Annotated in this window: 24 protein-coding genes and 1 pseudogene; 13 read left to right on the plus strand and 12 right to left on the minus strand. The window is 65.0% G+C overall.

Going from position 1 to position 26,398, the window contains the following annotated elements; genetic code table 11:
• Positions 1-55 precede the first annotated feature (55 nt).
• Positions 56-799 (plus strand): 2,3-diphosphoglycerate-dependent phosphoglycerate mutase, encoded by a 744-nt coding sequence (gene gpmA, locus AC1DKY_RS01415; RefSeq protein ID WP_441601976.1) that lies wholly within the window; start codon positions 56-58, stop codon positions 797-799.
• Positions 800-917: 118 nt separating this feature from the next.
• Positions 918-1,427 carry a CcdC protein domain-containing protein gene (locus tag AC1DKY_RS01420; protein WP_441601977.1) on the plus strand — a complete coding sequence of 170 codons (510 nt, stop codon included), beginning with the start codon at positions 918-920 and terminating at the stop codon, positions 1,425-1,427.
• 6 nt (positions 1,428-1,433) lie between these two features.
• Here AC1DKY_RS01420 and glnK read toward each other — a convergent pair whose 3' ends face one another.
• On the minus strand, positions 1,434-1,772 hold the full coding sequence (gene glnK, locus AC1DKY_RS01425) for a P-II family nitrogen regulator (protein WP_046971250.1): 339 nt from the start codon (positions 1,770-1,772) through the stop codon (positions 1,434-1,436).
• A gap of 190 nt (positions 1,773-1,962) precedes the next feature.
• Here glnK and AC1DKY_RS01430 point away from each other — a divergent pair, with 190 nt between their 5' ends.
• The 3 genes from AC1DKY_RS01430 to AC1DKY_RS01440 all read left to right on the plus strand — a co-directional run bounded on the left by AC1DKY_RS01430 (position 1,963) and on the right by AC1DKY_RS01440 (position 5,951).
• On the plus strand, positions 1,963-2,211 hold the full coding sequence (locus tag AC1DKY_RS01430; RefSeq protein WP_354015077.1) for an accessory factor UbiK family protein: 249 nt from the start codon (positions 1,963-1,965) through the stop codon (positions 2,209-2,211).
• Between the two features lie 166 nt (positions 2,212-2,377).
• A complete protein-coding gene (locus tag AC1DKY_RS01435; RefSeq protein WP_441601978.1) occupies positions 2,378-3,877 on the plus strand; it encodes a YifB family Mg chelatase-like AAA ATPase in 1,500 nt (499 codons plus the stop codon).
• A gap of 283 nt (positions 3,878-4,160) precedes the next feature.
• Entirely contained in the window at positions 4,161-5,951 is a 1,791-nt protein-coding gene (locus AC1DKY_RS01440; protein ID WP_441601979.1) for a cation:proton antiporter, read from the plus strand.
• Between the two features lie 111 nt (positions 5,952-6,062).
• Here the strand turns inward: AC1DKY_RS01440 and aceA are convergent, their stop codons facing one another.
• Both aceA and aceB read right to left on the minus strand, forming a co-directional pair.
• On the minus strand, positions 6,063-7,367 hold the full coding sequence (gene aceA / locus AC1DKY_RS01445) for an isocitrate lyase (RefSeq protein WP_441601980.1): 1,305 nt from the start codon (positions 7,365-7,367) through the stop codon (positions 6,063-6,065).
• A gap of 134 nt (positions 7,368-7,501) precedes the next feature.
• Positions 7,502-9,100, minus strand: a complete 1,599-nt coding sequence (aceB, locus tag AC1DKY_RS01450) for a malate synthase A (protein WP_441601981.1) — start codon at positions 9,098-9,100, stop codon at positions 7,502-7,504.
• A 129-nt stretch (positions 9,101-9,229) separates the two neighbouring features.
• Between aceB and AC1DKY_RS01455 the strand changes: the two genes are divergently transcribed.
• On the plus strand, positions 9,230-10,264 hold the full coding sequence (locus AC1DKY_RS01455; RefSeq protein WP_441601982.1) for a LysR family transcriptional regulator: 1,035 nt from the start codon (positions 9,230-9,232) through the stop codon (positions 10,262-10,264).
• A gap of 105 nt (positions 10,265-10,369) precedes the next feature.
• Here the strand turns inward: AC1DKY_RS01455 and AC1DKY_RS01460 are convergent, their stop codons facing one another.
• From AC1DKY_RS01460 to AC1DKY_RS01490, 7 genes and pseudogenes are all read right to left on the minus strand, one after another.
• On the minus strand, positions 10,370-10,966 hold the full coding sequence (locus AC1DKY_RS01460) for a 1-acyl-sn-glycerol-3-phosphate acyltransferase (protein WP_441601983.1): 597 nt from the start codon (positions 10,964-10,966) through the stop codon (positions 10,370-10,372).
• Positions 10,963-11,385 (minus strand): alternative ribosome rescue aminoacyl-tRNA hydrolase ArfB, encoded by a 423-nt coding sequence (gene arfB / locus AC1DKY_RS01465; protein WP_121883105.1) that lies wholly within the window; start codon positions 11,383-11,385, stop codon positions 10,963-10,965. Before arfB ends, AC1DKY_RS01460 begins: the two co-directional genes overlap by 4 nt.
• A gap of 49 nt (positions 11,386-11,434) precedes the next feature.
• Positions 11,435-12,143: pseudogene (locus tag AC1DKY_RS01470) on the minus strand (pseudouridine synthase).
• 10 nt (positions 12,144-12,153) lie between these two features.
• Positions 12,154-13,791, minus strand: coding sequence for a ubiquinone biosynthesis regulatory protein kinase UbiB (gene ubiB / locus AC1DKY_RS01475; RefSeq protein WP_441602137.1), 1,638 nt, complete (start codon positions 13,789-13,791; stop codon positions 12,154-12,156).
• A gap of 8 nt (positions 13,792-13,799) precedes the next feature.
• Positions 13,800-14,435 (minus strand): ubiquinone biosynthesis accessory factor UbiJ, encoded by a 636-nt coding sequence (locus AC1DKY_RS01480; RefSeq protein WP_441601984.1) that lies wholly within the window; start codon positions 14,433-14,435, stop codon positions 13,800-13,802.
• A 584-nt stretch (positions 14,436-15,019) separates the two neighbouring features.
• Positions 15,020-15,487, minus strand: coding sequence for a tRNA (uridine(34)/cytosine(34)/5-carboxymethylaminomethyluridine(34)-2'-O)-methyltransferase TrmL (gene trmL / locus AC1DKY_RS01485; RefSeq protein WP_441601985.1), 468 nt, complete (start codon positions 15,485-15,487; stop codon positions 15,020-15,022).
• Positions 15,488-15,539: 52 nt separating this feature from the next.
• Positions 15,540-15,740, minus strand: a complete 201-nt coding sequence (locus AC1DKY_RS01490; protein WP_046972488.1) for a hypothetical protein — start codon at positions 15,738-15,740, stop codon at positions 15,540-15,542.
• A gap of 325 nt (positions 15,741-16,065) precedes the next feature.
• Between AC1DKY_RS01490 and AC1DKY_RS01495 the strand changes: the two genes are divergently transcribed.
• The 7 genes from AC1DKY_RS01495 (at position 16,066) to pssA (ending at position 25,312) form a co-directional block, all read left to right on the plus strand.
• The gene (locus AC1DKY_RS01495) at positions 16,066-18,948 is read left to right on the plus strand and encodes a M16 family metallopeptidase (protein WP_441601986.1); all 2,883 of its coding nucleotides are present in this window, start codon (positions 16,066-16,068) and stop codon (positions 18,946-18,948) included.
• Between the two features lie 371 nt (positions 18,949-19,319).
• Entirely contained in the window at positions 19,320-19,748 is a 429-nt protein-coding gene (locus AC1DKY_RS01500) for a DUF4156 domain-containing protein (protein ID WP_441601987.1), read from the plus strand.
• 202 nt (positions 19,749-19,950) lie between these two features.
• Positions 19,951-20,445 (plus strand): MarR family transcriptional regulator, encoded by a 495-nt coding sequence (locus AC1DKY_RS01505; RefSeq protein ID WP_441601988.1) that lies wholly within the window; start codon positions 19,951-19,953, stop codon positions 20,443-20,445.
• Between the two features lie 2 nt (positions 20,446-20,447).
• Positions 20,448-22,589, plus strand: coding sequence for an FUSC family protein (locus AC1DKY_RS01510; RefSeq protein ID WP_441601989.1), 2,142 nt, complete (start codon positions 20,448-20,450; stop codon positions 22,587-22,589).
• Complete coding sequence (locus AC1DKY_RS01515; RefSeq protein WP_441601990.1) at positions 22,579-22,779, plus strand: DUF1656 domain-containing protein; 201 nt, start codon at positions 22,579-22,581, stop codon at positions 22,777-22,779. Before AC1DKY_RS01510 ends, AC1DKY_RS01515 begins: the two co-directional genes overlap by 11 nt.
• A 3-nt stretch (positions 22,780-22,782) precedes the next feature.
• A complete protein-coding gene (locus AC1DKY_RS01520; protein ID WP_441601991.1) occupies positions 22,783-23,802 on the plus strand; it encodes an HlyD family secretion protein in 1,020 nt (339 codons plus the stop codon).
• 115 nt (positions 23,803-23,917) lie between these two features.
• Positions 23,918-25,312, plus strand: a complete 1,395-nt coding sequence (pssA, locus tag AC1DKY_RS01525; protein ID WP_441601992.1) for a CDP-diacylglycerol--serine O-phosphatidyltransferase — start codon at positions 23,918-23,920, stop codon at positions 25,310-25,312.
• A 224-nt stretch (positions 25,313-25,536) separates the two neighbouring features.
• On the opposite strand, the gene AC1DKY_RS01530 is transcribed toward pssA, so the two are convergent.
• Together AC1DKY_RS01530 and AC1DKY_RS01535 are read right to left on the minus strand one after the other, a co-directional pair.
• On the minus strand, positions 25,537-26,133 hold the full coding sequence (locus AC1DKY_RS01530) for a GNAT family N-acetyltransferase (RefSeq protein ID WP_441601993.1): 597 nt from the start codon (positions 26,131-26,133) through the stop codon (positions 25,537-25,539).
• A 19-nt stretch (positions 26,134-26,152) separates the two neighbouring features.
• Positions 26,153-26,359: a YdcH family protein gene (locus AC1DKY_RS01535; RefSeq protein ID WP_046972478.1), complete on the minus strand. Its 207-nt coding sequence runs from the start codon at positions 26,357-26,359 to the stop codon at positions 26,153-26,155.
• Positions 26,360-26,398 lie beyond the last annotated feature (39 nt).

Below are 26,398 nucleotides of genomic sequence, written 5' to 3' on the forward strand. Positions count from 1 at the left end.
GACGGGGCCGGGGCGGGGCCTCACCATCGCGAGTTTCCCGCCACGAATTCCCGCCATGTACAAGCTCGTACTCATTCGTCACGGCCAGTCCCAATGGAACCTGGACAACCGCTTCAGCGGCTGGGCCGATGTGGACCTCACCGAACAGGGCATGGCCGAAGCGGCTGAAGCCGGCCGCCTGCTCAAGGCCGGCGGCTACCGCTTCGACGTCGCGCACACCTCGGTGCTCAAGCGCGCCGTGCGCACGCTGTGGGGCGTGCTCGATGCGATGGAGCAGATGTACCTGCCGGTAGTCACCGACTGGCGCCTCAATGAGCGCCATTACGGCGGCCTCACCGGCCTCAACAAGGCCGAGACCGCCGCCAGGTACGGCGAGGACCAGGTCAAGGTGTGGCGCCGCAGCTACGACATCCCGCCGCCGCCGCTGGACCGCGCCAGCAACGAGTCGGTGAACGATCCGCGCTACGCCAATCTCGATCCCTCGATGATTCCCGACACCGAGTGCCTCAAGGACACCGTCGACCGCGTGGTGCCGTACTGGCACGACGTGCTGGCCCCGGCGATCGCCTCGGGCCAGAACGTGGTGGTCGCGGCGCATGGCAACTCGCTGCGCGCGCTGGTGAAGTACCTGGACAACATCTCCGAAGAGGAGATCGTCGAGCTCAACATCCCCAACGGCGTGCCGCTGGTGTACGAGTTCGACAAGGACCTCAAGCCGATCCGTCACTACTACCTGGGCGATGCCGACGCCATCGCGGCGAAGATGGCCGCCGTGGCGAATCAGGGCAAGGCCAAGTAAGGCCAGTCGCGGGTGACAAGCGTCACCCGCGATGGTTGTGCCCCGTCAGTCGTGCGGGTGTGCCCGGCCCTATAAGCTGCGCGCATCCCATGACCAGGCGATCGCGATGACCCCGAACATGATCTACGCGCTGATGATCCCGCTGATGGCGTTCGCGATCTGGCGCCGTGTGCGCGGGACCTTCGGGCGCCAGCCGATCCGCCGCAAGCGGATGATGGCCCGCATCGCCGTCTTCACGGCGATCGGTGCCCTGATCGGCCTGGGCGGCCTGCACAATCCCCGCCTGCTGGAAGGGCTGCTGGGCGGTGCCTTGGCCGGGGCGGCGCTGGGGGTGGTGGGCATCAAGCTGACCCGCTTCGAGCGCGACGCCGCCGGCAACGACCTCTATATCCCCAACCCCTGGATTGGTGGTCTGCTGACGATGTTGCTGATCGGGCGCCTGGCATGGCGCTTCGTGGTGGTGATGCCGCAGCTGCAGGATCCGGCCATGGCGCACAGCGGGCCCGCCATTGGCAACAGCCCGCTGACCCTGGCGATCTTCGGCCTCACCATCGGCTACTACATCTGCTACTTCGCCGGCCTGCTGGTGCATCACCGCCGCTTCGAGCGGGCCCAGCTGGCGACCTGATGGCGCTTAGAGCGCGTCGCCGTCCATCTCGCCGGTGCGGATGCGGATGACCTGCTCAAGCGAACTGACGAAGATCTTGCCGTCGCCGATCTTGCCGGTCTTGGCCGAGGCCTGGATGGCTTCGACCACGCGGTCCACCTGCTCGTCGCTCACCGCCACTTCCAGTTTGATCTTCGGCAGGAAGTCCACCACGTACTCGGCGCCGCGGTAGAGCTCGGTGTGACCCTTCTGGCGGCCGAAACCCTTGACCTCGGTCACCGTGATGCCCTGCACGCCCACTTCGGCCAGGGCCTCGCGCACATCGTCCAGCTTGAACGGCTTGATGACCGCAACCACCAGCTTCATGGGTTTTCCTCTTGATCGTCAGGTGGCCCGTCGTCCGGGCCGCAGTTCCACATTTTGCCTGTGCAGGGATATCGCTGTCGCGCCCGGGCTCTCTGTAGGAAAATGCCTACAAGTAGAAGTGGAGCACCCTGATAGTGGCATTTACAGACATGAACCTAAACTCCACCCTGACGAGCTCGAGGTGCTATCCATGATGGATAGGCAGGATATCGATCAACTTGCCCAGCGTCTTGTTTCGTTGGTTCCATCTGGACTGGCTCAGGCGCATCAGGATTTGCGCACCAACTTCGGCGATGTTCTGGCGCAGGGATTGCGCCGCCTTGATCTAGTCACCCGCGAGGAGTTTGACGTCCAGAGCCAGTTGTTGGCGCGCACCCGCGCCAAGGTCGAGGCCCTGGAAAAGCGAATCGCAGATCTCGAGGCTGGTGCTGGCACCTGACTGACGGGGTGCGGCGCGGGCCCAAGTCCCGGGAGCCGTCCCCGATCCGTCACCCTCACCCCGAGAACGATCGGGGGCGGCTATTTTTCTCTGCAGGCCGCTGTGGGAGTCGCTCCGTGTTTCAGCCTGGCAGCCGCTCCCGCGTCGTAGCAGGCGTGCGGGCGACATGAGTCTTGCCGTCACCCTCAGTCGAGCCCAGGAAGGCGTGGCGGCTCCCCAGGTCATGGTGGAAGTCCATCTGTCCGGCGGCTTGCCCAGCACCAATATCGTGGGTCTTCCCGAAGCCGCCGTGCGCGAAGCGCGCGACCGTGTCCGCGTAGCCATCCAGAACACGGCGTTCGAATACCCCAACCGCCGGGTCACCGTGAACCTGGCGCCGGCCGAACTGCCCAAGGATGGCGGCCGCTTCGACTTGGCCATCGCGCTGGGCATCCTTGCCGCCGGCGGCCAGGTGCCCCGCGACAAGCTGGACGACTGCGAATTCCTCGGCGAACTGGCCTTGTCCGGCGCTTTGCGCGCCGTGTCGGGCGTACTCCCTGCCTTGTTGCGCGCGCGCGCGCGTGGCCGCCGCGTGGTGGTGCCACGCGGCAATGCGGCCGAGGCCGCCCTGGTGTCCGATGCCGAGGTGCTGGTGGCCGACACGCTGGCCGATGTCTGCAGCTGGCTGCGTGGCGCACAGGAATTGTCGCCGCCGGGCGCGGCGGCCGGCATCTTCGACGAAGTGATCGGTCCCGACCTGGCCGACGTGCGCGGCCAGCTGCAGGCGCGACGGGCGCTGGAAATCGCCGCGGCCGGCGGTCATCACCTGTTGCTGCTGGGGCCGCCGGGTACGGGCAAAACCATGCTGGCTGAGCGCCTGCCCGGCATCCTGCCGCCGCTGAGCGAGTCGGAAGCGCTGGAAACCTGCGCGGTGCGCTCTGTCGCCGGACAAACAGTCGATCCGAAATTCTGGCGTCGCCGTCCCTTTCGGGCGCCCCACCACACCAGTTCGGCCGTAGCCTTGGTAGGCGGCGGTGCGCTGCCGCGGCCGGGCGAGATCTCGCTGGCGCATAACGGCGTGCTTTTCCTGGACGAATTGCCCGAGTTCGGTCGGCATGTGCTGGACGTGCTGCGCGAACCCATGGAATCGGGGCATATCGTGATCTCCCGGGCGGCGCGGCAGTCCACTTTTCCCGCCCAGTTCCAGCTGGTGGCGGCGATGAATCCCTGTCCCTGCGGTTATGCAGGCGATCCTCGCCAGCGTTGCCAGTGCACGCCCGACCAGGTGCAGCGCTATCGCGGCCGCATTTCCGGGCCGTTGATGGACCGCATCGACTTGGGCATCGAGGTGCCGCGCGTGCCTCTGGGTGAACTGGGGACGCCGCCAGGTCCGCAAGACGAAGACTCGGCGACGGTGAGGGCGCGCGTGATCAAGGCGCGCCACCACGGCTTGATGCGGGCAGGACGCGCCAACGCCGAGATCAGCTCGCGTGAACTGGAGCGCGACTGCGCCCTGGGACCGGCCGAACGTCGCTGGTACGACAGCGCGCTGGAGCGGCTGGGGCTGTCGGCCCGCGCCTATCACCGTACCCTGCGGGTGGCCCGCACGATTGCCGACCTGGACGGCGGCGCAGCCTTGCTCGACCGCAACCACCTCGCGGAAGCCTTGATGTATCGCCGTTTCTAAGGACGGCCAGCATGCCTTATGGCCCTTGCGGGTAATTTTTGAACTGACGGGTATTGACTTGGTCGGACGCAGGCGTATTATCTGTACTCGCTGGTTCTGCATTGAGCCATGCCTGCCACCCCGGTATCGGTACTCCCTCCCCCTCCCCCGTCCGATACCGGGGCTTGGCCCTCCCTCTCCCCCCTTGTAGATGCTTCCCCGTCGACCGACGGCTTGCCGTCGTGGACGTCGGCGCGCGGCGCGTGCTCCGATAGCCGCACTGCGACCGCACGAAGGACCGCGCATGACGCTCGATCTCGGACTCCTGCTGGTAGGCATTCTGGGCATCGGCTTTCTTGCCCAATGGCTTGCGTGGCGCGTCAGGCTGCCGGCGATCCTGTTCCTGCTGCTGGCGGGCATCGTGATGGGGCCCGTGGTCGGCGTGCTGGCGCCGGACCGCCTGCTGGGACCGCTTCTATTCCCGATCGTATCGCTGGCCGTGTCGGTGATCCTGTTCGAAGGCAGCCTGACGCTGCGCTTCAGTGAGTTGCGCGAGATCGGTCGCGCGGTGCGTGGCCTGGTGACCTACGGTGCGGTGATCGCCGTCCTCATGCTCGCCGTGGCGGCGCATTACTTTGCCGGCCTCAGTTGGGAAGTTGCCTTGCTGTTCGGCGCGTTGACCTGCGTCACCGGCCCCACCGTGATTGCGCCGATGCTGCGTACGGTGCGGCCCAATGCACGCATTGCCAACACGTTGCGCTGGGAAGGCATCGTGATCGATCCGCTCGGCGCGCTGTTTGCCGTGCTGGTCTACGAGGCCATCGTCTCGCGCCAGCAAGGCCACACGGTGGGCGTGTTTCTGGCGGTGATCGCCAGTGGCGTCGTGATCGGTCTGCTGGCGGCGTGGATACTCGCGTTCCTGCTGCGCAGGCAGATGATTCCGGAATATCTGCAGAACTACGGCACGCTGGTCGCCGTGCTGCTGGCCTTCTCGTTGTCGAACGCGATCACGCATGAGTCGGGCCTGCTGACGGTCACCATCATGGGCATCGCGCTGGGCAATATGCGCGGCGTGCATATCGACGACATCCTCGATTTCAAGGAAAACCTCACCACCCTGCTGGTCTCCACGCTCTTCATCCTGCTCGCGGCGCGCCTGAGTTGGCCGTTGCCCGACGGCATGCTGGGGGCCGGCATCGCCATCTTCATCGTCGCGCAGCTGATCGTGCGGCCGGTGACCGCGACGATCGCCAGCATCGGCAGCGGCTTGAACTGGCGCGAGCGCGCCTTGATCGCATGGATCGCACCGCGCGGCATCGTAGCAGCGGCGGTGTCCGCGCTGTTTGCGCTCAAGCTCGAAGCGCTGGGCATGGCTGGCGCGAAGGAGCTGGTGCCGCTGGTCTTCATCTTGATCATAGGCACCGTGGTGCTGCAGAGCGCGACGGCGCGTCCGCTGGCGCGCTGGTTGAAGGTGGCCGAGCCCGATCCCACCGGCGTGCTGATCTATGGCGCGGATCAGGCGGCGCGCGTGGTGGCGCGTGCCCTGGCCGATGCGGGCTTCCACGTGATCGTGGCGGACGAACAATGGGAAGGCATCAAGCTGGCGCGCATGGATGGCCTGCCGACCTTCTACGGTTATCCCGCGTCGTCACATGCGGAGCGCCATCTCGATCTCACCGGTGTCAGACGCTTGCTGGCCATGTCGACCAATCGCGAACGCAACGCGCTGGCGTGCGTGTACTACCGGCAGGAGTTCGGCCGCGGCAAGGTGTATCGCCTGAGCAACGACGATGGTGTTGATACCGCCAGTCGTGTGCAGCTGGGCGGCGATCTCGCGGCGCCGACGCTGTTCGATGCCGACATGACGCACGAACGTTTCCTGGAGCGTCTCGCCGAAGGCTGGCGCATCAAGTCTACGCGTCTCACGGCGACCTTCGACTGGCCGAATTTCATCGAGCAATACGGTTCGCCGACGGTGTTGTTGTTCGGCGTCGAGGAGCATGGCGCCCTGCGCGTCGCATCGGTGAAGCGAGAACTGGAGCCGCGCCCCGGATGGATGGTGATTGCGCTGGTGCCCCCGCAGAGCCCGAGCTGATCGAAGCGATGTGCGACACCTTCCCTGCGTGCATGCGTGGGGGCGCTGGACAGGGCCGCGCTCCCCACGCACGCGCCGACGTCCCTGTCGGCTTACGCGAGGCAGGCAGCGTCAGGCGGCGCTGGCCTGGCGCGAGGCGTGGAACTGGGCCTCTTCCGTGGACCCCTTGAGCGCCGTGGTGGACGACTGTCCCTGTTGGATCGCCTGGGTCACCGCATCGAAGTAACCCGTGCCGACTTCACGCTGGTGCTTGACCGCAGTGAAGCCACGGTCGGCGGCGGCAAATTCCCTCTCCTGCAATTCCACGAACGCGCTCATCTGACGACGGGCATAACCATAGGCCAGATCGAACATGCCGTAGTTAAGGCTATGGAAACCGGCGAGCGTGATGAACTGGAACTTGTAGCCCATCGCGCCCAGTTCCTTCTGGAAGGTGGCGATGGTGGCGTCGTCGAGATTCTTCTTCCAGTTGAAGCTGGGCGAGCAGTTGTAGGCGAGCAGTTTGCCCGGATACTTCGCGTGGATCGCCTCGGCGAACTTGCGCGCTTCCTCCAGATTGGGCTTGCTGGTTTCGCACCACACCAGATCCGCATACGGCGCATAGGCGAGGCCGCGACTGATGGCTTGATCGAGGCCCGGGCGCACACGGAAGAAGCCTTCCACCGTGCGTTCGCCGGTGATGAACGGCTTGTCGTTGTCGTCGATGTCCGAGGTGAGCAAGTCGGCGGCATCGGCATCGGTGCGCGCCACGATCAGCGTGGGCACGCCAAGGACGTCGGCAGCGAGGCGTGCGGCGTTGAGCTTGTCGACCGCTTCGCGCGTCGGCACCAGCACTTTGCCGCCCATATGGCCGCACTTCTTTACTGAGGCCAGTTGATCCTCGAAGTGCACGCCGGCGGCGCCCGCTTCGATCATCGCCTTCATCAGTTCGAATGCATTGAGCACGCCGCCGAAACCGGCTTCCGCATCGGCGACGATCGGCACCATCCAGTCGATGTCGCTCTGCCCTTCCGCGTGATGCAGCTGATCCGCGCGCAGCAGCGTGTTGTTGATGCGCTTGACCACCGAGGGCACCGAGTTGGCGGGATACAGCGACTGGTCGGGATACATTTCGCCGGCGAGGTTCGCATCCGCTGCCACCTGCCAGCCGCTCAGGTAGATCGCCTGCAGGCCGGCCTTCACCTGCTGCATGGCCTGGTTGCCGGTGAGTGCACCAAGTGCGTTGACGAAATCTTCCTTGTGCAGCGACTTCCACAAACGCTCCGCGCCGCGACGGGCGAGCGAGTGCTCAACCGCCACCGTGCCGCGCAGCCGTGCCACGGCATCGGCGTCGTAGTTGCGCTGGATGCCGTTCCAGCGGGCGTTGTTCTTCCATTCGAGGGCAAGCTGATCGGCGGTAGGCAGGGTGGTTTTCATGAGAGAGACTCCGTTGCATGTGCATGAATGCGGATGTGTGGGAGCGCACCCTGTGCGCGACTGCGGCCTTGCGGCATGACGCTCCGTTGGCTTGTCGCGCACAGGGTGCGCTCCCACCGTTGCTCTGCTGCCGATCAGCCGATCTGGGCGTACGCGGCCAGGGTGAGGAAGTCGCCGAGTTCTTCAGCGTGCGTAAGTTGCCTGAGCAACGCCGCCGCCTCTTCCGCGCGATGTGCGACGGGGCTGTTGCTCTCCACCAGCCGGTGCGTGTGCTTCACCAGCGCGTGATCGAAGAAGGCGAAATCGATCGGCGCGTGGTCGGTGAATTCCAGCGGACCGCGATGCAGCCATTGCCAGATCTGCGAGCGCGCAATCTCTGCGGTCGCCGCGTCTTCCATCAGGTGATGGATCGGCACGCAGCCCTGCCCGTCCAGCCACGAGGCGGTGTAGCGCAGCGCCACTTCCACGTTGTTGTCGAAGCCGGCGCGCGTGATGGTGCCGCTGCATGGTGCGATCAGCTGGTCGCGGCACACCTTCACGTCGTTGCGCGTCACATTGAGCTGGTTGGGCGAAGGCATGTACTTGTCGAACACCTCCTGCGCGACCGGCACCAGTGCGGGATGCGCCACCCAGGTACCGTCATGGCCTGCTTGCACTTCGCGTAGCTTGTCGGCGCGCACCTTGGCGAGTGCGGCTTCGTTGGCCTCGTCATCGCCCTTGATCGGAATTTGTGCAGCCATGCCGCCCATGGCAAACGCGCCACGGCGATGGCAAGTCTGGATCAGCAGTTCCGAATAGGACTTCAGGAACGGCACCGTCATCAGCACCTGGCTGCGGTCGGGCAGCAGGCGGTCGCGATGGCCGCGGAAGGTCTTCAGGTACGAAAAAATATAGTCCCAGCGACCGCAGTTGAGACCGACGACGCGCCCGCGCAGCGCATGCAGGATCTCGTGCATCTGGAACACGGCCGGCAGCGTTTCGATCAGCACCGTCGCCTTCATGCAATCGGGCGGCAGCTCGAGCGCGGCCTCGGCGGCGGCCATCACGTCGTCCCACAACGCCGCTTCTTCCATCGCCTGCAACTTGGGCAGATAGAAATACGGGCCCCGATCGCGCGCCTGCAGCGTGCGCGCGTTGTGGAAGGCGTACAGACCAAAATCCACCAGCGCGCCGGACATCGGTTCACCGTCGACGGTAATGTGACGCTCTGGCAGATGCCAGCCGCGCGGACGCACCACCAGCACCGCAGGGTTGCCGTTGACGCGGTAGTGCTTGCCCTCGGGCGACGTGAATTCGATCGCGCCATTCACCGCGTCACGCAGATTGATCTGGCCGTCGATCTGGTTGGCCAAGGTGGGCGCCGAGGAATCCTCGAAGTCCGCCATGAACACCTTCGCGCCGGAATTGAGCGCATTGATGATCATCTTGCGTTCGACCGGTCCGGTGATTTCTACCCGGCGGTCGCGCAGCGCCAGCGGAATCGGCGCCACCGTCCAGTTGCCCTCGCGGATGGCGACGGTGTCGGCACGGAAGTCAGGCAGCTCACCGGCGTCATAGCGGGCCTGACGGCCCTCGCGGGCGGCCAGCAGGCTCAGGCGGCGATCGTCGAACTGCCGGTGCAGTTCCGCCAGAAAGGCCAGGGCCTCGGGGGTGAGGATGGCGGCGTGTTCCGGGCGGATGCCGCCCAGCACCTGCGCCGCGGAAAGGGCGAGTCGTTCCTTGGGGACGGCCATGGGAATCTCCGTGATGACGTTGGGATGACACTAGGTCGCGGAGACTGGCTTTGACAAAGCAAATGTTTCAATCTTTGGTATTGTCTTTCTTAATGTCTATCGCAACACCATGAATTTAAAAGGCCGCTGATGGACAAGAAGCCGCTGAACAAGGCAAAAAAGCGCACTGTGGCGCCCCATCGGCGACGTACGGATACGTATGGAGAGGGCGGTGAAGGGAGCCGGTTCTACTACAAGGGCAACCGCCAGAAGCAGCTGAGGGCGTTCGTCTACACGGTGAAGCTGGGCACGCTGACTCGGGCGGCCGAAGCGCTGTTTCTGTCTCAGCCGACGGTGAGCCTCCAGCTTCAGGCCTTGGAGCGCGAGCTAGGTGTCCGCCTGCTGGAGCGCCGGCGCCGACGCATCAACCTCACCGATTCGGGCGAGGCGCTGTACGAGCTCGCGCGCCCGCTGGTGGAAGGCTGGGAAAACCTCGACCGCGACTTCCAGGCCAAGGTGAAGGGCTTGCAGGGCGGACGGCTCACCATCGCCGCCGGTAGTTCCACCATCCAGTACCTGCTGCCGGATCTGGTGCGCCGCTACCGCGAAAGCTACCCCGAAGTGCAGCTGCAACTGGCCAACGTGACCGGCAAGGACGGCTTGGCGCTACTGCGCGCCGACGAAGCGGACTTCGCCGTGGGCTCCATGCTCGACGTGCCCAACGACATCGCGTGGGCGCCGGTGCATCACTACGACCCGATGCTGATCATGCCGCCCGATCATCCGCTGGCGGCCAAGACCACGGTGACGGTGCAGGATCTCTCGCCGTACGGCCTGATCCTTCCGCCGCAGCGATTGTCGACGTACCGCCTGGTGGACCTGGTTTTCCAGCAGCGGCAGGTGCCTTACCGCGTGGCTATCGAAGTGGGCGGCTGGGACGTGATCAAGGAATACGTCGCCATGGGCCTGGGCATTTCCATCGTCACCGGCATCTGCATCACCGAAGCGGACCGCTCGCGTTTGGCCGTCCGTAACATGAAGCAGTATTTCCCGCAGCGCAGCTACGGCGTGGTGATGCGCAAAGGCAAGTTCCTCAGCGCGGAGGCGAGGGCGTTTATCGATCTGGTGAAGCCGGGCTTGTTGACGCATCGCGATTACGATGAGTCGGGCCATTCGGAGCGTTAGGGACGCATGGCTTTCTGTGGGAGCGCACCCTGTGCGCGACGGCCTCAGGTTCCATCACCGCCAGTCGCGCACAGGGTGCGCTCCCACAATGAGGCCTACGTGCGCTCAATCGTTCGCGTTGCGGTGCTTGCCCCGATACGGCGTAAACAACGCACGGATCTTCGCCATATCCGCATCCGGATCATCCGTAGCGTGCACCACCGGTCCAAACCGGAAAGTCTTGCTCGGATAATCCAGGAACAGCGTCTGGATCGGCACGTTCGCATCATGTGCAATGCGCAGAAAACCCGACTTCCACTGCTTGACCTTCTTGCGCGTGCCTTCGGGCGTGATGCCCAGCCACATGCGGTCCTTTTCCCGGAACCGCTGCACCATCTGATCCACCACGTTGAGCGCGGCGCTGCGGTTGATCGCGATCATGCCGATCGGGCGCAGGATGATACCCAGCGGACCGTCCAGCACCTCGCGCTTGATCATGATGTTGATGTCCACGCCCAGGCCGATCTTCATCAGCAGGCCGTAGTAGCCATCCCAATAGGACGAATGCGGCGCACCGATGATGATCAGCTTGGGCTCGTTGGGCAGCTCGCCGAGCAGCTTCCAGCCGGACAGGCGCAGCAGGCAGCGTGCGAGCCACGGCCAGAACTTGCTGTTGAGCTTGGGCGCCTCGGGCGGGGCAGGGGGCAGCATCGGGGTGCTCATTCACGACTCCAGTCACGCGACCGCGTTTGCTTGATCTTGCCGCGTTGCTGTTTGCCGGCGAGCCGGCGCTCTTTCGAGCCGCGGGTGGGTTTGGTGGCGATGCGCGCCTTGGGTACGACCAGGGCGGCACGGATGATCTCGACCAGGCGATCGCGCGCATCTTCGCGATTGCGGCCCTGGTCGCGGAAACGGCGTGCCTGGATCACCAGCACGCCTTCGTCGGTCAGGCGGCGATCGCGGCGCGCGAGCAGGCGTGCGCGCAGTGGTTCGGGCAGGGACGGCGAATGGGCCACGTCGAAGCGCAGTTCGACCGCGCTTTCCGTGCGATTGACGTGTTGGCCGCCGGGACCGTCTGCGCGTAGGAATCGCTCAGTCAGCTCGGTCTCGGGCAGGACGATGGATCGGCTGATGGTGAGCATGGCGCAAAGTTTAGCGGGCGAGCGTGACATGCCGCCACGACGCGGCGCATCACAAATCCGGCAAAGACCAGCCGAAGCGTTCGAGCAGGCCTTGATAGGCGGCATCCAGCGGCGCTTCCAGACGCATCGGCTCGCCGCTCAGCGGGTGCGCGAAACTCAGCCGCCACGCGTGCAGAAGCATGCGGTGGCAGCTGAAGTACTGCTTGTACAGGCGGTTGTGATCGCTGCGCCCGTGCTGGCAATCGCCAATGATGGGATGGTGCAGGTGCGCCATATGCTTGCGGATCTGGCGAAAACGGCCGGTCTGCGGTTCGGCCAGCACCATGGCGTAGCGCTGCTGGGGATAGCGTCCCAGTTCAATGGGTACTTCCACCGTGGCCAGCCGTCGATAGCTGGTGCGCGCCTCGCGCCTCGCGCCGCGGTCCGCTGTCGCGGGAGCCGGGCAGGGGATAATCGACCAGCGCCTCCTCAGGCTCCGGCCAGCCGCGCACCACGGCGAGGTATTGCTTGTGCACGTTGCGGCCCATGAACTGCTCGCCGAGCGAGGCGGCAATCTCGCTCGAGCGCGCCACCAGCAACACGCCGCTGGTCGCGCGGTCGAGGCGATGGGCGAGGTAGGTCGTGCCACCGACCTGTTCGCGCAGCAGGTCGATCAGAAACTCTTCTGCGTTGCCGACCATTTTCGAACGATGCACGGCGAGGCCCGCGGGCTTGTTCACCGCGATGATGGCGTCGTCCTGGTAGAGGATATCGAGCATGTCGGAACAATCAGCGACGAGGCCAGCCCGCTACGAAGGCAAGCAAGCCGGCAGCGGAGCAAGCGGATGCGAGCCACACGCCGTGCTCGCTCGCCTGAGTCCACAGCACCGCACTGCCAATCAGCAAGCTCGCGCCTAGCAACCCAAACGAGAGCGCGCGTCGCGTGCGTTGCCCCTCATCGCGCTGTTGCGCCAGTTCAGCCGGATCACTGACCGTCTGCCGCTCGCCGGTAGCCACCTGGCGCAACGCATCGCGCACCAGTTCCGGGAACTGAGGCGCGGCATGGAACCACTCGGGCAGGCGCTTGCGCACCTCGCGCAGGGTTTGGCGCGGACTGTAGCGCTCGCGCAGGATGCGCTTGAGCACCGGGTGCGCCACCGCCCAGATATCGATCTCCGGGTCGAGCATGCGGCCGACGCCTTCGATATTGAGCAAGGTCTTTTGCAACAGGATCAGCTGCGGCTGCAGCGTCAACTCGTAGCGGCGCGCCGTCTGGAACAGCTTGACCACCAGCTCGGCCAGTGAGATCTGCGACAGAGGACGGGTGAAGTAGGGCTCGCAGACGGTGCGCACTGCCGCGGTCAGTTCGTCGATGCGCACGGTGGACGGCATCCAGCCGGCATCCACGTGCAGCTGCGCGATGCGTGCGTAGTCGCGTTCGAACAAGGCGATGAAATTCTGCGCGAGCCAATACTGGTCGCGTTCCGGCAGCGATCCCATGATGCCGAAATCCAGTGCGATGAAGCGCGCATCGCCCGGGCGCGCCGTGTCGACCCAGATATTCCCGGGATGCGCATCGGCGTGGAAGAAGTTGTCGCGAAACACCTGTTCGTAGAACAGTCGCACACCCTTTACGGCGAGCGCCTTGCGGTCGATGCCGGCCGCATCAATCGCGGCGATGTCGTCGCAGCTCACGCCGTAGACGCGTTCGAGCGTCAGCACGCGGGCGCTGGTGAGGTCCCAGAACACCGCCGGCACGTAGAGGTCTTCGCCGCTCTTGAAGTTGCGGCGAAGCAGGCTGGCGCTGGCGCCTTCGCGCTGCAGATCCAGCTCGTTTTCCAGCATCTTCTCGACTTCGGCGACCACGTCGAGCGGGCGGATCTTGTCGGCATTGGGATGCCAGCGCTGCGCCAGCTCGCCGAGCGAACGCAGCAGCTTGATGTCGCGCGCGATCTGCTGGTCGATGCCCGGACGCAGCACCTTGACCACCACCGCGCTGCCATCGGCCAGTGTCGCCGCATGCACCTGCGCGATCGAGGCAGAGGCCAGCGGCGTTTCATCGAAGCTGGTGTACAGCGCGGTGATCGGCGCCTTCAGTTCCTGCTCGATGATGGCGCGCGCTTCGGCGCCGGGGAACGGCGGCACCTGATCCTGCAGTTGCGCGAGTTCGTCGGCAATGTCCGCCGGCACCAGGTCGCGGCGCGTGGAAAGGACCTGGCCGGCCTTGACGAAAATCGGGCCGAGCTCGGTGAGCGCCAGTCGCAGGCGGGCGCCGCGTGGGAGATTCGTGATGTCCGTGCGCGGCCGCGCCACGAACGGGCGCACCAGCTTGAGCGGACGGAACAAGTGCGCGGCATCGACCAGTTCATCCAGGCGATAAGCGAGCAAAACGGAAGCGACGCGCATCACGCGCGGTACCACCTTCAGCGGTGTCCTCACGCGGTGGGTCCCTTCTTCAGACGCTGCTCCAGGCGCGTCAGGCGCGCTTCCAGGCGTTCGCTGCGTTCGCGCAGTTCGTCGACGCCGTCGAGGAAACCTTCCACTTCACCGGGCGCGGCTGCCACGCGGGCTTCGTCGCGCAGCCAGTCGGCGGTATCCGTGGTGAGATGGCTTGCCGTCTCCTTCGCATGCGCCAGCCCGCTGCGCACGGCCTTGGCCAGCGGCACGCCGAGCACATCGCCGAAAGTGCGTGCGAACGCCTCTTCGAAATCCGGCGCGAACTTGCTCGCGAGTTTTTCCAGACGACGCGCAAGATCGGCATCGCCCGCGATCTCCACCTTGCCGGGCGCCACGCCTTCATCATCGCGCTTCACCAGCATCGCCAGCAGGCTGCCGGGCGTTGCCGCGACCCGCAGGTGGTTGTCGTCCTGCGCAGGACCGACCTTCAGCCGCTCGCCTTCCACCGTCACCGACAACGCCAGCTCCGGTCCGCGCAGATGCAACTGCACGCTGCGCCCATCGAGCGCCGATAGCCGCCCGGCGGTTTCCGGATCGAGCGACAAGGTGTGGTTCAACGCCGTTTCCAGCGCGCGGCCGGCGAGGGCGCGCATGGGGCGGGGCAGGAGGGACATGAGGGATGGGGCAGTCATGGCGGCGATTGTAGCGGGTCGGGTGGTGGGGCTGAGGTTGAAGAGCAGGGACTATGTTTGAAGCGTTCCCGCGAGCACCCGCCCCTCACCCCAGCCCTCTCCCCGGAGGGGAGAGGGAGAAGTGCGGTGCACCGCTCCGTAGGTTTGTCGCGCACAGGGTGCGCTCCCACAGACAAGCGCCAGGCGCGGTAGCGAGTTCGCAATCCGCAGCGTCAAAGCCGATGCGTAGCGAGGCCCCGCTTTAAGTCCTCAGCGATTCGGGCGCGTTGCGCAGCGCTTGGAAGTACCCGCTGTGTACCCTCGGAGGTTGTCCCCTGACGGTGTGCCTCGAGCGTTCGGGCTTATCCCAACACGATGCTGCGGGCGTTATCAGGCCATTCTCTTTGGGTTACTTTTCTCTTGGGCCAGCAAGAGAAAAGTGACTCGGTCGGCGGCAGCCGATCGAAACGCCCGCCGCGTAGGCGGCACGCTGGCGGAGAGGCGACAACTAGACACCGAGGCTCTGGATCCCGGCCTGCGCCGGGATGACGAGCAAAAAAAGAGACCAGCGAAAGGCGTCCAGCGCGCTACGGCGCCGCCCCCACAAACCCCATCTGCCGCCACGCCTCATACACCGCAATCGCCACAGTATTCGACAGATTCAGGCTTCGACTGTTCGCCCGCATCGGCAAGCGCAACCGCTGCTCTTCCGGAAGCGCATCAAGCACCTCCCCAGGCAACCCAGCCGTCTCACACCCAAACAACAACGCATCCCCTTCAACGAAACGCGCATCCACATGCGCGACCCGCCCGCGCGTGGAAAACGCAAACACACGTGGCTGCCCGATGCTCTCTAGGCAGCTGGCGAGATCGTCATGCACAGCCAGCTGCGCGTATTCGTGATAGTCCAGGCCTGCACGGCGCAGGCGGGCATCGTCCAGCTCGAAGCCCAGGGGGCGGATCAGGTGCAGCGAGGCGCCGGTGTTGGCGCACAGCCTGATCGCGTTGCCCGTATTGGGGGGTATTTCCGGTCGGTAGAGGATGACATGCAGCATCCGGCCATTATCAGGTCTGTCCGTGGACCCGTAAAACAGTGAGCGTCCTTGCTCAGCCGTTGGAGAGCCGCGGGCACACCACGCCGTCGGGCGGCAGCGCGCAAGCGGTCGGGGCAATCAGTTGGCCGGCGCTGCCGGCGGCGGCGAGGCGAATGGCTTCGGGGGAAGCGTTCACCATGGCACCCAGCACGAGTCCGCAAACCAGCAGGCAGGCAACGAAAAGGCCGCGCAGCATCAAGGCTTCGAATTTCATGATCATGTCTCCGATGAAAGGTGGGGTAGTCCTGCACGGTACATATGGCAAGCCCCGTGCCAAGCCTTTCTGTCGGGTCAAGTGGCTGTTACTACGAGGAATTTTGTTGGTCGGTGAGTAGGCGTGAGCTGTCCGCGGACAGCGACCGGGCGTGGCCGGACAACTGCGGACACCTGTCCGGAGGTCCTGCACGCCGCCCCGTCATGATCTTGCGTCGAACGAAGCTCGACGGCGGTTGTCCACCATGCCATTGGTCATTTGCCAAGGTTCCGGGCCGTGGCTAGCCTCGGAATGTTCATTCGTCAAAAAAAACAGGAGTGTCGTGATGGCAAGAAAGCCCCTCGCCCTACTCGTTGCAGGAGTGCTCAGCATGTCCGCCGGCCTGCCCGCGATCGCGCTGCCTCAGGCGGCCGCTGCCGAATCCACGCAAGCAGTTCCGGATATCGCCTTTACCCGCTTCACGCTGCCCAACGGGCTCACCGTGGTGGTGCATGAGGACCACAAGGCACCGGTGGTCGCGGTAAGCATCTGGTACCACGTGGGTTCGGGTGATGAGCCCAAGGGCAAGACCGGCTTCGCGCACCTGTTCGAGCACCTGATGTTCTCCGGCTCGGAGAATCACAAGGGCACGTATTTCCAGCCGTTCGAGCTGGCCGGCGCCACCGACATGAATGGCACCACCTGGTTTGACCGCACCAACTACTTCGAAACCGTGCCGACCACCGCGCTCGACATGGCGCTCTGGATGGAGTCGGACCGCATGGGCCACCTGCTCGGCGCGATCGGCCAGAAGGAACTCGACACCCAGCGCGGCGTGGTGCAGAACGAGAAGCGCCAGGGCGAAAACCGTCCCTACGGTCGCGTGGACCAGAACATCCTGTCCAACACCTATCCGGGCAACCATCCCTACCAGCACGACACCATCGGCTCGATGGCCGATCTCAACGCCGCCTCGCTGGGCGATGTGAAGCAGTGGTTCCACGATTACTACGGCGCTGCCAACACCACCCTGGTGCTGGCTGGCGACATCACCGTGGCGGAAGCCAAGGCCAAGGCCGAGAAGTATTTCGGCGACATCCCCGCCGGCCCGCCGGTGCCGCGCCAGCAGGCGTGGATCACGCCGCTCACCAAATCCACCCGCGGCATCCAGCATGACCACGTGGCGCAGCCGCGCATCTATCGCACCTGGGTGGTGCCGCAGCTGGGCACGGACGATGCGATCCAGCTCGACCTCGCCTCCACCGTGCTCGGCGGCGGCAAGACTTCGCGCCTGTATCAGCGGCTGGTCTACCAGGACAAGCTGGTCGATGACGTGTCCGCCAGCATTTCGCCGTTTGCGCTGGCCAGCCAGTTCCAGATCCAGGCCGACATCAAGGACGGCGTGGACCAGGCCAAGGTCGAGGCTGTCATCGCCGAAGAGGTGAAGAAGTTCCTCGCCGAAGGCCCCACGGCCGACGAACTGGAACGCGCCAAGATCGGCAACCGCGCCGGCTTCGTGCGCGGCCTGGAAAAGGTCGGCGGCTTCGGCGGCAAGGCTGTGATTCTGGCGGAAGGTCAGGTGTATCGCGGTGATCCGGGTGCCTACAAGAAGGACCTGGAACGCGCCAATGCCGCCACTCCGGGCAGCGTCAAGGCTGCTGCCGACAAGTGGCTCAGCAAGGGCGATTACCTGCTGACCGTGCTGCCCGCCGGCAACGACTTCAATCCCGACAGCGAAGACGCCAAGGTGGTCGCGCTGGGCCCGCAGCCTGATCGCCCAGCCGCCAAGATGCCGGCCAAGCACGAATACACCGTGGCCAAGAGCGACATCGACCGCAGCAAGGGCGTGCCGCAGGTGTCGCAGTTCCCGGACCTGAAATTCCCGGCGCTGGAACGCGGCAAGCTCAAGAACGGCATCGAAGTGATCCTGGCCGAGCGCCATACCATTCCGGTGACGCATGTGCAGCTGATGTTCGACGCGGGCTACGCGGCCGACCAGGGCCACAAGCTCGGCACCGCCAGCTTCACCACCACGCTGATGAACGAGAGCACCAAGGATCTCGACTCGGTGGAAGTGGCCAAGCGCAAGCAGCGCCTGGGTGCGATCACCCGCATCGGTTGCGGGCTGGACTCGTGCTCGGCCTCGCTCAATGCCTTGAACGACCAGCTGCAGCCGTCGCTGGCCTTGTTCGCCGACATCGTGCGCAACCCGGCGTTCAAATCCGAGGACATCGAACGCATCCGCGGCCAGTGGCTGGCCGGCATCGCGCAGGAAAAGACCCAGCCCACCGCGCTGGCCCTGCGTACCCTGCCGCCGCTGCTCTACGGCGCCAATCACGCCTATGGCATCCCGTTCACCGGCTCGGGTACGGAAGCTGCCATCAAGTCGATGCAGGCATCGGACCTGTCCACTTTCCAGAACGACTGGTTGCGTCCGGACAACGTCAAGATCCTGGTCGCCGGCGACACCACGCTGCAGCAGATCATCCCGCAGCTCGATGCCGCCTTTGGCGACTGGAAGGCGCCGTCCAGCGCCGTGCCGAAGAAGAACATCGCCACGGTGGCCGCCCAGCCCAAGCCGCGCGTGTTCCTGATCGACAAGCCCGATGCACCGCAGTCGCTGATCCTGGCCGGCCTGCTGGCGCCGTCCAGCAAGGCGCCGAACGAGCTGTCCATCGACGTGGCCAATGGCGCGTTCGGCGGCAGCTTCACCTCGCGTCTCAACATGAACCTGCGCGAGGACAAGCGCTGGGCCTATGGCGCCTTCAGCTTCATGCGCGATGCGATCGGTCAGCGTCCGTTCCTGATGTACGCCCCGGTGCAGACCGACAAGACCGCTGAATCCGCGCACGAAGTGGCCAAGGAAGCCAACGAGGTGATCGCTGCGCGTCCGCTCACCGAGCAGGAAGTGAACAAGATCAAGGACTCCAACGTGCGCGGCCTGCCGGGCAGTTTCGAGACCGGCTCGGAGGTGCTCAGCGCGTTGAGCGAGATCGTCCAGTACAACCGTCCGGACGATTACGTGCAGACGCTCAAGGCCCGCACCGAAGCGGTGACCCAGCCCGATGCCGAAAGCGCGATCAAGGAAATCGTCCAGCCCAAGGCGCTGACCTGGGTGATCGTGGGTGATCTGAAGAAGATCGAGCAGCCGGTGCGTGCGCTGAATCTTGGCGACGTGCAGGTGATCGACGGCGACGGCAAGCCAGTGGCGTCCAAGCCGTCGAAGTAAGCGTGAGATTGAGGGATGCGCTGACCTGATCGGCGTGGGCGGCATGACATTCAGAAGGCCGCCAAGTTGTGAGGCGCGGTGAAGCGCAGGCTGGTTGCCTGTGCAAGCCGTGCATCGCGGCTTGGGGGCCTTCTGGATGTCACCGGAGGCCGGCTCTGCCTGCCCGCAGCTGTGTGCCGCGCCGATTCGACAGGCACCCAGCCTGCCTTCATCGTCGCAACACACATCTGCGGGCAGGCAGAGCCGGTGACGCCCACGCCGATCAGGTCAGCGCATCCCCTATGGGGAGCTGTTCACGTCCCCGGGTTAGGATGGAGGCCGGGCGGGAAACCGCCTGGCCTTTTCATTTCCATCATGTTGCGGAGCTGCTCATGCGTAAGACCCTGCTGTTGCTCGTTCCCATCGCGCTGCTTGGCGCGTGCACCTATGGCATCACGCTCGACGACGCCGGGAAGAACGTCCGTACGGCGTGGAGCGGCGATGTGTCTTCCTGCCGTGACCTGGGCAAGGTCACCGTGTCCGTGATGGATCACGTCGGCCCCATCGATCGCAACGACATCAAAGTGCGCGACGAGCTGGAAGTGATGGCGCGCAACGAGGCGGCCAAGATGCACGCCGATACCATCAAACCGATGGGCGAACCCACCGACGGCTCGCAGCCGTGGGGCGCCTACCAGTGCGGCAATGCCCAGCTGGCGCCGTCGGCCCGTCCGGCCAACCCGACGAATCCGAATCCGAATCCGGCGCCGAACGGCACCGCGCCGGGTGGGTTCGAGACTTACCCTGCCAAGGGCAACTGAGCCGCGTCGAGCGCGCGCTCAGTTCGCAACAGCGCCTCGGCCATCGCCGAGGCGACGGGCGAACCACTCGCCAGCTTTACCTCGAAGGCGCCCTCGTGGCGCCTTTTTCACGCGCGCCGTCCGACGCTCTTGCATGCCATTCGGGGCGGGCATAAAATTCAGTTATATATATTACATATATGTACTAATTAATCGGGGCGCCATGAGCAGCTTTCTTCCGACCGAACAGCGTCTGACGGTGACCCGTCAGCGCTATCCCGCCTTTCCGCAGGACCCGGCCGTGCTCATCCGGTTGATCCGGCACATCTTCAAGCGCGTGAACGACGACGCCAACGCGATGCTGCGCCCGTACGGCATCAATCATCCGCAATACAACCTGTTGATGATGATCTACGGCACCGAGGGCAATGCGATGCATCCCACCGAGCTGGCCGACGCGGCGGGCGAGAAGCTGGCCAACATCACGCGACTGACCAACGAGCTGGCCGACAAAGGTCTGATTGCACGCAACGCCAGCGACGAGGATCGTCGCAAAATCACGCTCACTTTGACTGACGAAGGCTTCGCGCTGATCGAAAGCTTCCTGCCCGATGTCTGCGCGATGCTGGAATGGCAGGTGGAAGGCATGTCCCAGCGCGATGTGGGGCAGCTGGAGCGTCTGCTCAAGAAGTTTCTCGATCAACTGGAGCGTGCCTGACCATGTCGGCGATGCCTGGCGACCTCGCCTCCTGGCGCAACCCGCCGTGGTTGCGCGATTTCGCCGCCGAAGAGGGCCAGGCCTGGATCTTCGTGGTGAAGAGCCTGATCGCGTTCTATCTCGCGGCATGGCTGACGATGGTGTTCCAGCTGGAGCAGCCCGCGACCACGATGATCACCGTGGCCATCGTGATGCATCCGCAGAGCGGCACGGTGCTGGCCAAGAGCTTCTATCGCGCCCTGGGCACCTGCACCGGCAGCCTGTTCGGCGTGTTGCTGATGGCGGCGTTCCCGCAGCAGCGCGAACTGTTCCTGCTCAGCTTGTCGATCTGGGTGGCGCTATGCGCCGGCGGCGCGGTGCTCTACCGCAACTTCATGTCCTACGGCTTCGTGCTCGCCGGCTATACGGCTTTCATCGTGGTGCTGCCGGCGATCGATCATCCGACGGCAGTGTTCGATTCGGCGGTGGGTCGCGTGAGCGAGGTGATGCTCGGCATCATCGTCTCCGGCCTGGTCAGTGACGTGGTCCTGCCGGTGCGTTTGCGCGACGTGCTTCGACGCATCTCGCGCGAGCATTACCAGCACTTCATCGATTTCGCGCGCGGCAGCCTGGGCGGCGCCATTCCGCGAGAGGACATGGAGAACGCGCATCTGCGCTTCGTGCGTGCGGCGGTGCAGATCGAGGATTTGCGCTCCTCAGTGATCTTCGAGGACCCCGAGGTGCGCGCGCGCAGCAGCCGCATGCAGTTGCTCAATCTGCGCTATATGGCAGCGGCCACCAGCTTCCAGTCGCTGCACCATCTGATCAATCGCCTGCAGCGCAGCAACCACCCGCGCACGGCGGCGGCGCTGATCAAACTCTATGGTCCCATTGGCAAGGCGCTCAGCCCTGATCCTTCCGAAAAGCCGATGCCGCGTTTGCTGGCGACGCGCATCGAGGCCTGCGAAGCGGAGCTGCCGGTGCTCGCGGCCAAGTTGCGCGAAGATCTGCGGCAGGATCCGAATCTGCTGCTGGAATTCGACAGCGGCACCACCCTGGTGCGTCGCTTTGCTGCCGAGTTGCGCGACTTCACTTCACTGGAAGCAACCCTGCGTGAAACCCAGGGTGTGATCGGCGGCACCGTCGAGCGCGTGGACTTCAAGCGCGCCAACGATTACGCCTCGCCGCTGATTGCCATCGTGCGCACCTTCCTCACCATGGCCACGCTGAGCGTGTTCTGGATCGAAACCGGCTGGACCTTCGGCCTCAGTGCGCTGTTATTGGCCACCGTGTTCAGCGGTTTGCTGGCGACCTCGCCCATGCCGGTGCTGGCAACCGCCAACACCTGGGTGGCTTACGCGATCGGCTTGGTGGCCGCGTACTTCGTGGTATTCGAATTGATGCCGGGCAGCGATGGCTTCGTGATGCTGATCCTGGTGACCGCGCCACTGCTCGCGCTCGGGCCGTATCTCACCACGCGCAATGCCACTTTACCCGGTGTGGGCGCGGGTTACTCGCTGGGTTTCGTCTATATCCTGGCGCTCAAGAATCCGATGGTTTATGCGCCCGAGCGCTTCATCAACGACGGCATCGCCGCGCTGTTCGGCCTGATGGCGAGTGGCGCGGCCTTCATGATCATCCCGACCGTGATCGGTACGCAGTGGTTGCGCCGACGTCAGCTGGCGCAGTTGCGGCGGCAGGTGGTGTATGCCGCCACCGCACCGATGGATGGCATCCTGTATCGCTTCGAAAGCGTGAATCGCGATCTCTATCAGCAGATCGTGCAGTTCACCCGCCAGGGCAGCGAAGAGTCGCGCGCGCTGTTTTCCTGGGCGCTCGCCGTGCATGACAGTGGTCGCGCGGCGATCGAGTCGCGCCAGGACATGTTGCATACGGGCCTGCCGCCGCCGGTGAGGGAATCCATGCAATACGCCTTGGATGCCTTGGCGAAGCTTTACGACGCGCCCGACCAGGCGCGCTGGGCGGTGGCCGATGACGCCGTTGACCAGGCCATCACACTCACTACGCAGACACTGCCGCAGGCGCGGGCCAGCTGCCAGCCGGCGCTGGCGGACCTGCTGCAATTGCGCACGGCGTTGCGCGACGACGAGTCCGCGCTCGCACCCTACATCGTCAAGGCACCGGAGATCGCCCATGCCCCGTGAAGTCGCCCTTGCCGATGCCCTGGTACCGGGCTTGCTGTTGGTCTACCTGGGCTGCCTGCTGGTGCTGTGGGGTATCGACACCCTCATTGGCCGCTACGGCTTGTATCGCTACGTGTGGCATCCCTCCCTGTTTCGCGTTGCCGTGTTCTTCGTGCTGTTCGGCGCGGCTGGCCTGCTCCTATATCCCTGACCTATGAAACTCGAACCTCAAGCTGTGCTCCGTTTCGCCATCACGGCCGTCGTCGTGATCGTGGCCTTGCTGCTGTGCCATGCGCTGTGGCGGCACTACCTGTATGCGCCATGGACGCGCGATGGCCGCGTGCGCGCCGAAGTGGTGCGCATCGCGCCGGACGTCTCGGGCCTGGTCACGCGCGTGCCGGTGATCGACAACCAGGAAGTGAAGAAGGGCGAGGTGCTGTTCGAAATCGACCCGCAGCGCTTCCAGATCGCCGAACAGCAGGCCGAAGCCAACCTCAATGCTGCCAAGGCCGCTGCGCGCGCCGCCGGCGCGAACATCGACGCGGTGCTGGCCAGCGCTGCGGCACGCAAGGCCGAGTACGACATGCGCCAGGAGCAGGCACAGCGTCGCCAGGATCTGGCCGACGTGGTGCCGAAGGAAGAACGCACCGATGCCAAGTCCGCAGCCCTGACCGCGCGCGCCGTGTGGGAACAGGCGCAGGCCAGCGGCCATCAGGCCAATGCTTCGCGCGAACAAGCGGAAGCCGCGGTGGTGCAGGCGCAGGTGGCACTGGATCGCGCCAAGCTCGACCTGGAACGCACCGAAGTGCGTGCGCCGGTGGACGGCTACGTAACCAATCTTGATGTGCGTGTCGGTGACTATGCCGCGACCGGCAGCCCGCGCCTCGCGCTGATCGATCGCCATAGCTACTACATCTACGGTTACTTCGAGGAAACCAAGCTGCCGCATCTGCGCGTGGGTGATCCGGTGGACATTCGCATGTTGAGCGGCGGTATTCGCCTCAAGGGTCATATCACCGGCGTCGCGCGCGGCATTACCGATCGCGACAATCCGACCGGCCGCGATCTGCTGGCCGACGTCAATCCGACCTTCAACTGGGTGCGCCTGGCGCAGCGTGTTCCGGTGCGCGTCGACATCGATGAGTCCAGCGAGCCGAAGGGCCTGATCCTCTCGGCCGGCATGACGGTGAGCATCGACGTGCAGCCGCGCCGCGTGCTCGACAAGGAACGCTGAGGCCCGTGTAGGAGCGCACTTGTGCGCGACCGCTTGACGTGACCGTCACGGTAATCTGGCGGTCGCGCACAAGTGCGCTCCTACAAGATGGGGCTGGATTGCTAACATGGCCCCTATGAATCGACCGCTACCCTCGCCACGCAACCTTGCACGTCGACTGCTTTCACTGGGTCGGGGTCGCGGGCTCGACTTGTCCGGTCAGGTGAGTTTCACCGTGCCGGCAGAGGCCATCACCACGCTGGCGGGCCCGACCGAGTTTCGCGAAACGCTGCTTTCGCTGATTGCGCAGGCCAAGCGCCGCATCGTGCTGGTCGCGCTATATCTGCAGGACGACGATGCCGGTCGCGAAGTGATCGAAGCGCTGCATGCGGCGCGACGCGCACACCCTGATCTGTCGGTGGAGGTGTATGTCGACTGGCATCGCGCGCGTCGAGGCCTGATCGGCAAGGGCGACAGCGAGGGCAATGCTGCGATGTATCGCGAGTATGCGCAGCGCCTGGGCGAGGGCGTGGTCATTCGTGGCGTGCCGGTGCAGACGCGCGAGTTGTTCGGCGTCTTGCACCTGAAGGGCTTCATCGTTGACGACGCGGTGCTTTACAGCGGCGCCAGCCTCAACGATGTGTACCTGGCCAGGCACGGCCGCTATCGACTCGATCGTTATCACCTGATTCGTCACCGGGCGCTGGCCGACAGCATGGCCGGCTATGTCGATGCGCAGCTCCGCGGCAGCGACGCCGTGCCGCGACTGGATCGCCTGCCGCAACCGCGTACGCGTGACCTGCAGGAGCCGATCCGCCGCTTGCGCCAGTCGCTGCAGTTGGCGCAATACGGCGGCGCCAGTGAGGCGCCGCGCGATGGCGACGTCGCGGTGATTCCGTTGGCCGGTTTCGGGCGCAACGACAATGCGCTCAACGAAACACTACTGGCCCTGCTGCGTGGCGCGCAGCGGCGCGTGATCCTGCTGACGCCCTACTTCAACCTGCCGCGCCCCGTGCGCGTGGTGATCGGTCACTTGCTGCGCCGTGGTTGCCAGCTGGACATCATGGTCGGCGACAAGACGGCCAATGATTTCTACATCCCGCCGGAGCAGCCGTTCAGCCGCATCGGGATGCTGCCGTATCTGTATGAAGCGAATCTGCGTCGCTTCGCGCACGACCATCAGGGCGCCATCGACAGCGGCCAGTTGAACCTTTGGCTATGGCGTGACGGCGACAACACTTATCACCTGAAGGGTCTGTTGGTGGACGGGGAATTCGCCGTGCTGACCGGCAACAACCTCAACCCGCGTGCCTGGGCGCTGGATCTTGAGAATGGCCTGCTGTTGCGCGATCCCTCACGCAGGCTGTTGCCGCAGCACGAAGCCGAATGGCAGGCGTTGCGCAGGCATGCCACACGTCTGGCGCATTATCGCGACCTGCCAGGTGTGCGCAGCTATCCGCCGGAAGTGCGCAAGCTGCTGCGGCGCATGCGGCGCGTGCGGCTGGATCGGTTGGTGAATCGGCTGCTCTGAGTCGTCGCCTGTCCCTGTGGGAGCGCACCCTGTGCGCGACAACCTCACAGAGCGGGGACCACACGGCGCCGCGGTCGCGCACAAGGTGCGCTCGTACAAGTGAGAGGAGCGCCACCTATCGAAGTTCTTTTGTAGGAGCGCACTTGTGCGCGACCACCTACGAAGCGGGGACGATGCGACGCCGCGGTCGCGCACAAGTGCGCTCCTACAGAGAACATCGATGCTCAGCCCGCCAAACGCTCCAGCCGCAGCGCCAGCCAGCGCGATACATCCGGCCACTCGCTGTCGATCACGCTGAAGCACACCGTATTGCGCAAGCTGCCGTCGGGACGGCGCTTGTGATTGCGCAGGACGCCTTCGCGTTGCGCGCCCAGTCGCTCGATGGCGCGCTGGGAATCGAGGTTGCGATGGTCGGTGTGAAACTCCACCGCCACGCAGTTCCAGGTTTCGAAGGCATGCTGCAGCAACAGGCGCTTGCATGCGGTGTTGAGATGGCTCTTCTGCCAGCGCTTGGCGTACCAGGTGTAGCCGATGGCAACGCGGCGCGGGTCATCCACGTAGTCATAGAAACGCGTGCTGCCTACGATGTCGCCGCTGCTCTTCTCGCGCACCGCGAAGGGCAGCATCAGACCCGCCTGTTGGCCAGCCAGGGCCTTGGCGATGTAGCCGGTCGTCTCGCCGAGCCCGGGCGCGCTGGTGAACCACAGCTTCCACAGCTCGCCGTCCGCCGCCGCAGCCTCGAGGGCAGGGGCGTGGTCGGGGGCGAGGGGTTCGAGGGCGACGTAGGCGTCTTCCAGCAGGACAGGCGTCAGCGCGGGCATTGGTGCTCCGTGGGAGGTCTCAGGCGTCCAGATCGGGGATCAGCCTGCTTTCCAGCCGGGCGATGTGGTCCTTCAGCAGCAGCTTGCGCTTCTTCAGGCGCGTGATCTGAAGCTCGTCCCGGCTGAGCGACACGGCCAGGTGCTCGATGGCCACGTCGAGATCGCGGTGCTCTACGCGCAGCTCGGCCAGCAAGTGGGCAATTTCGGCTTGGTCCTGGACCTGCATGTCGGTGCGAATGGCTGGGGAAAACACACGCAGTGTAGC

It is taken from the genome of Dyella sp. 01N448, assembly GCF_056399225.1.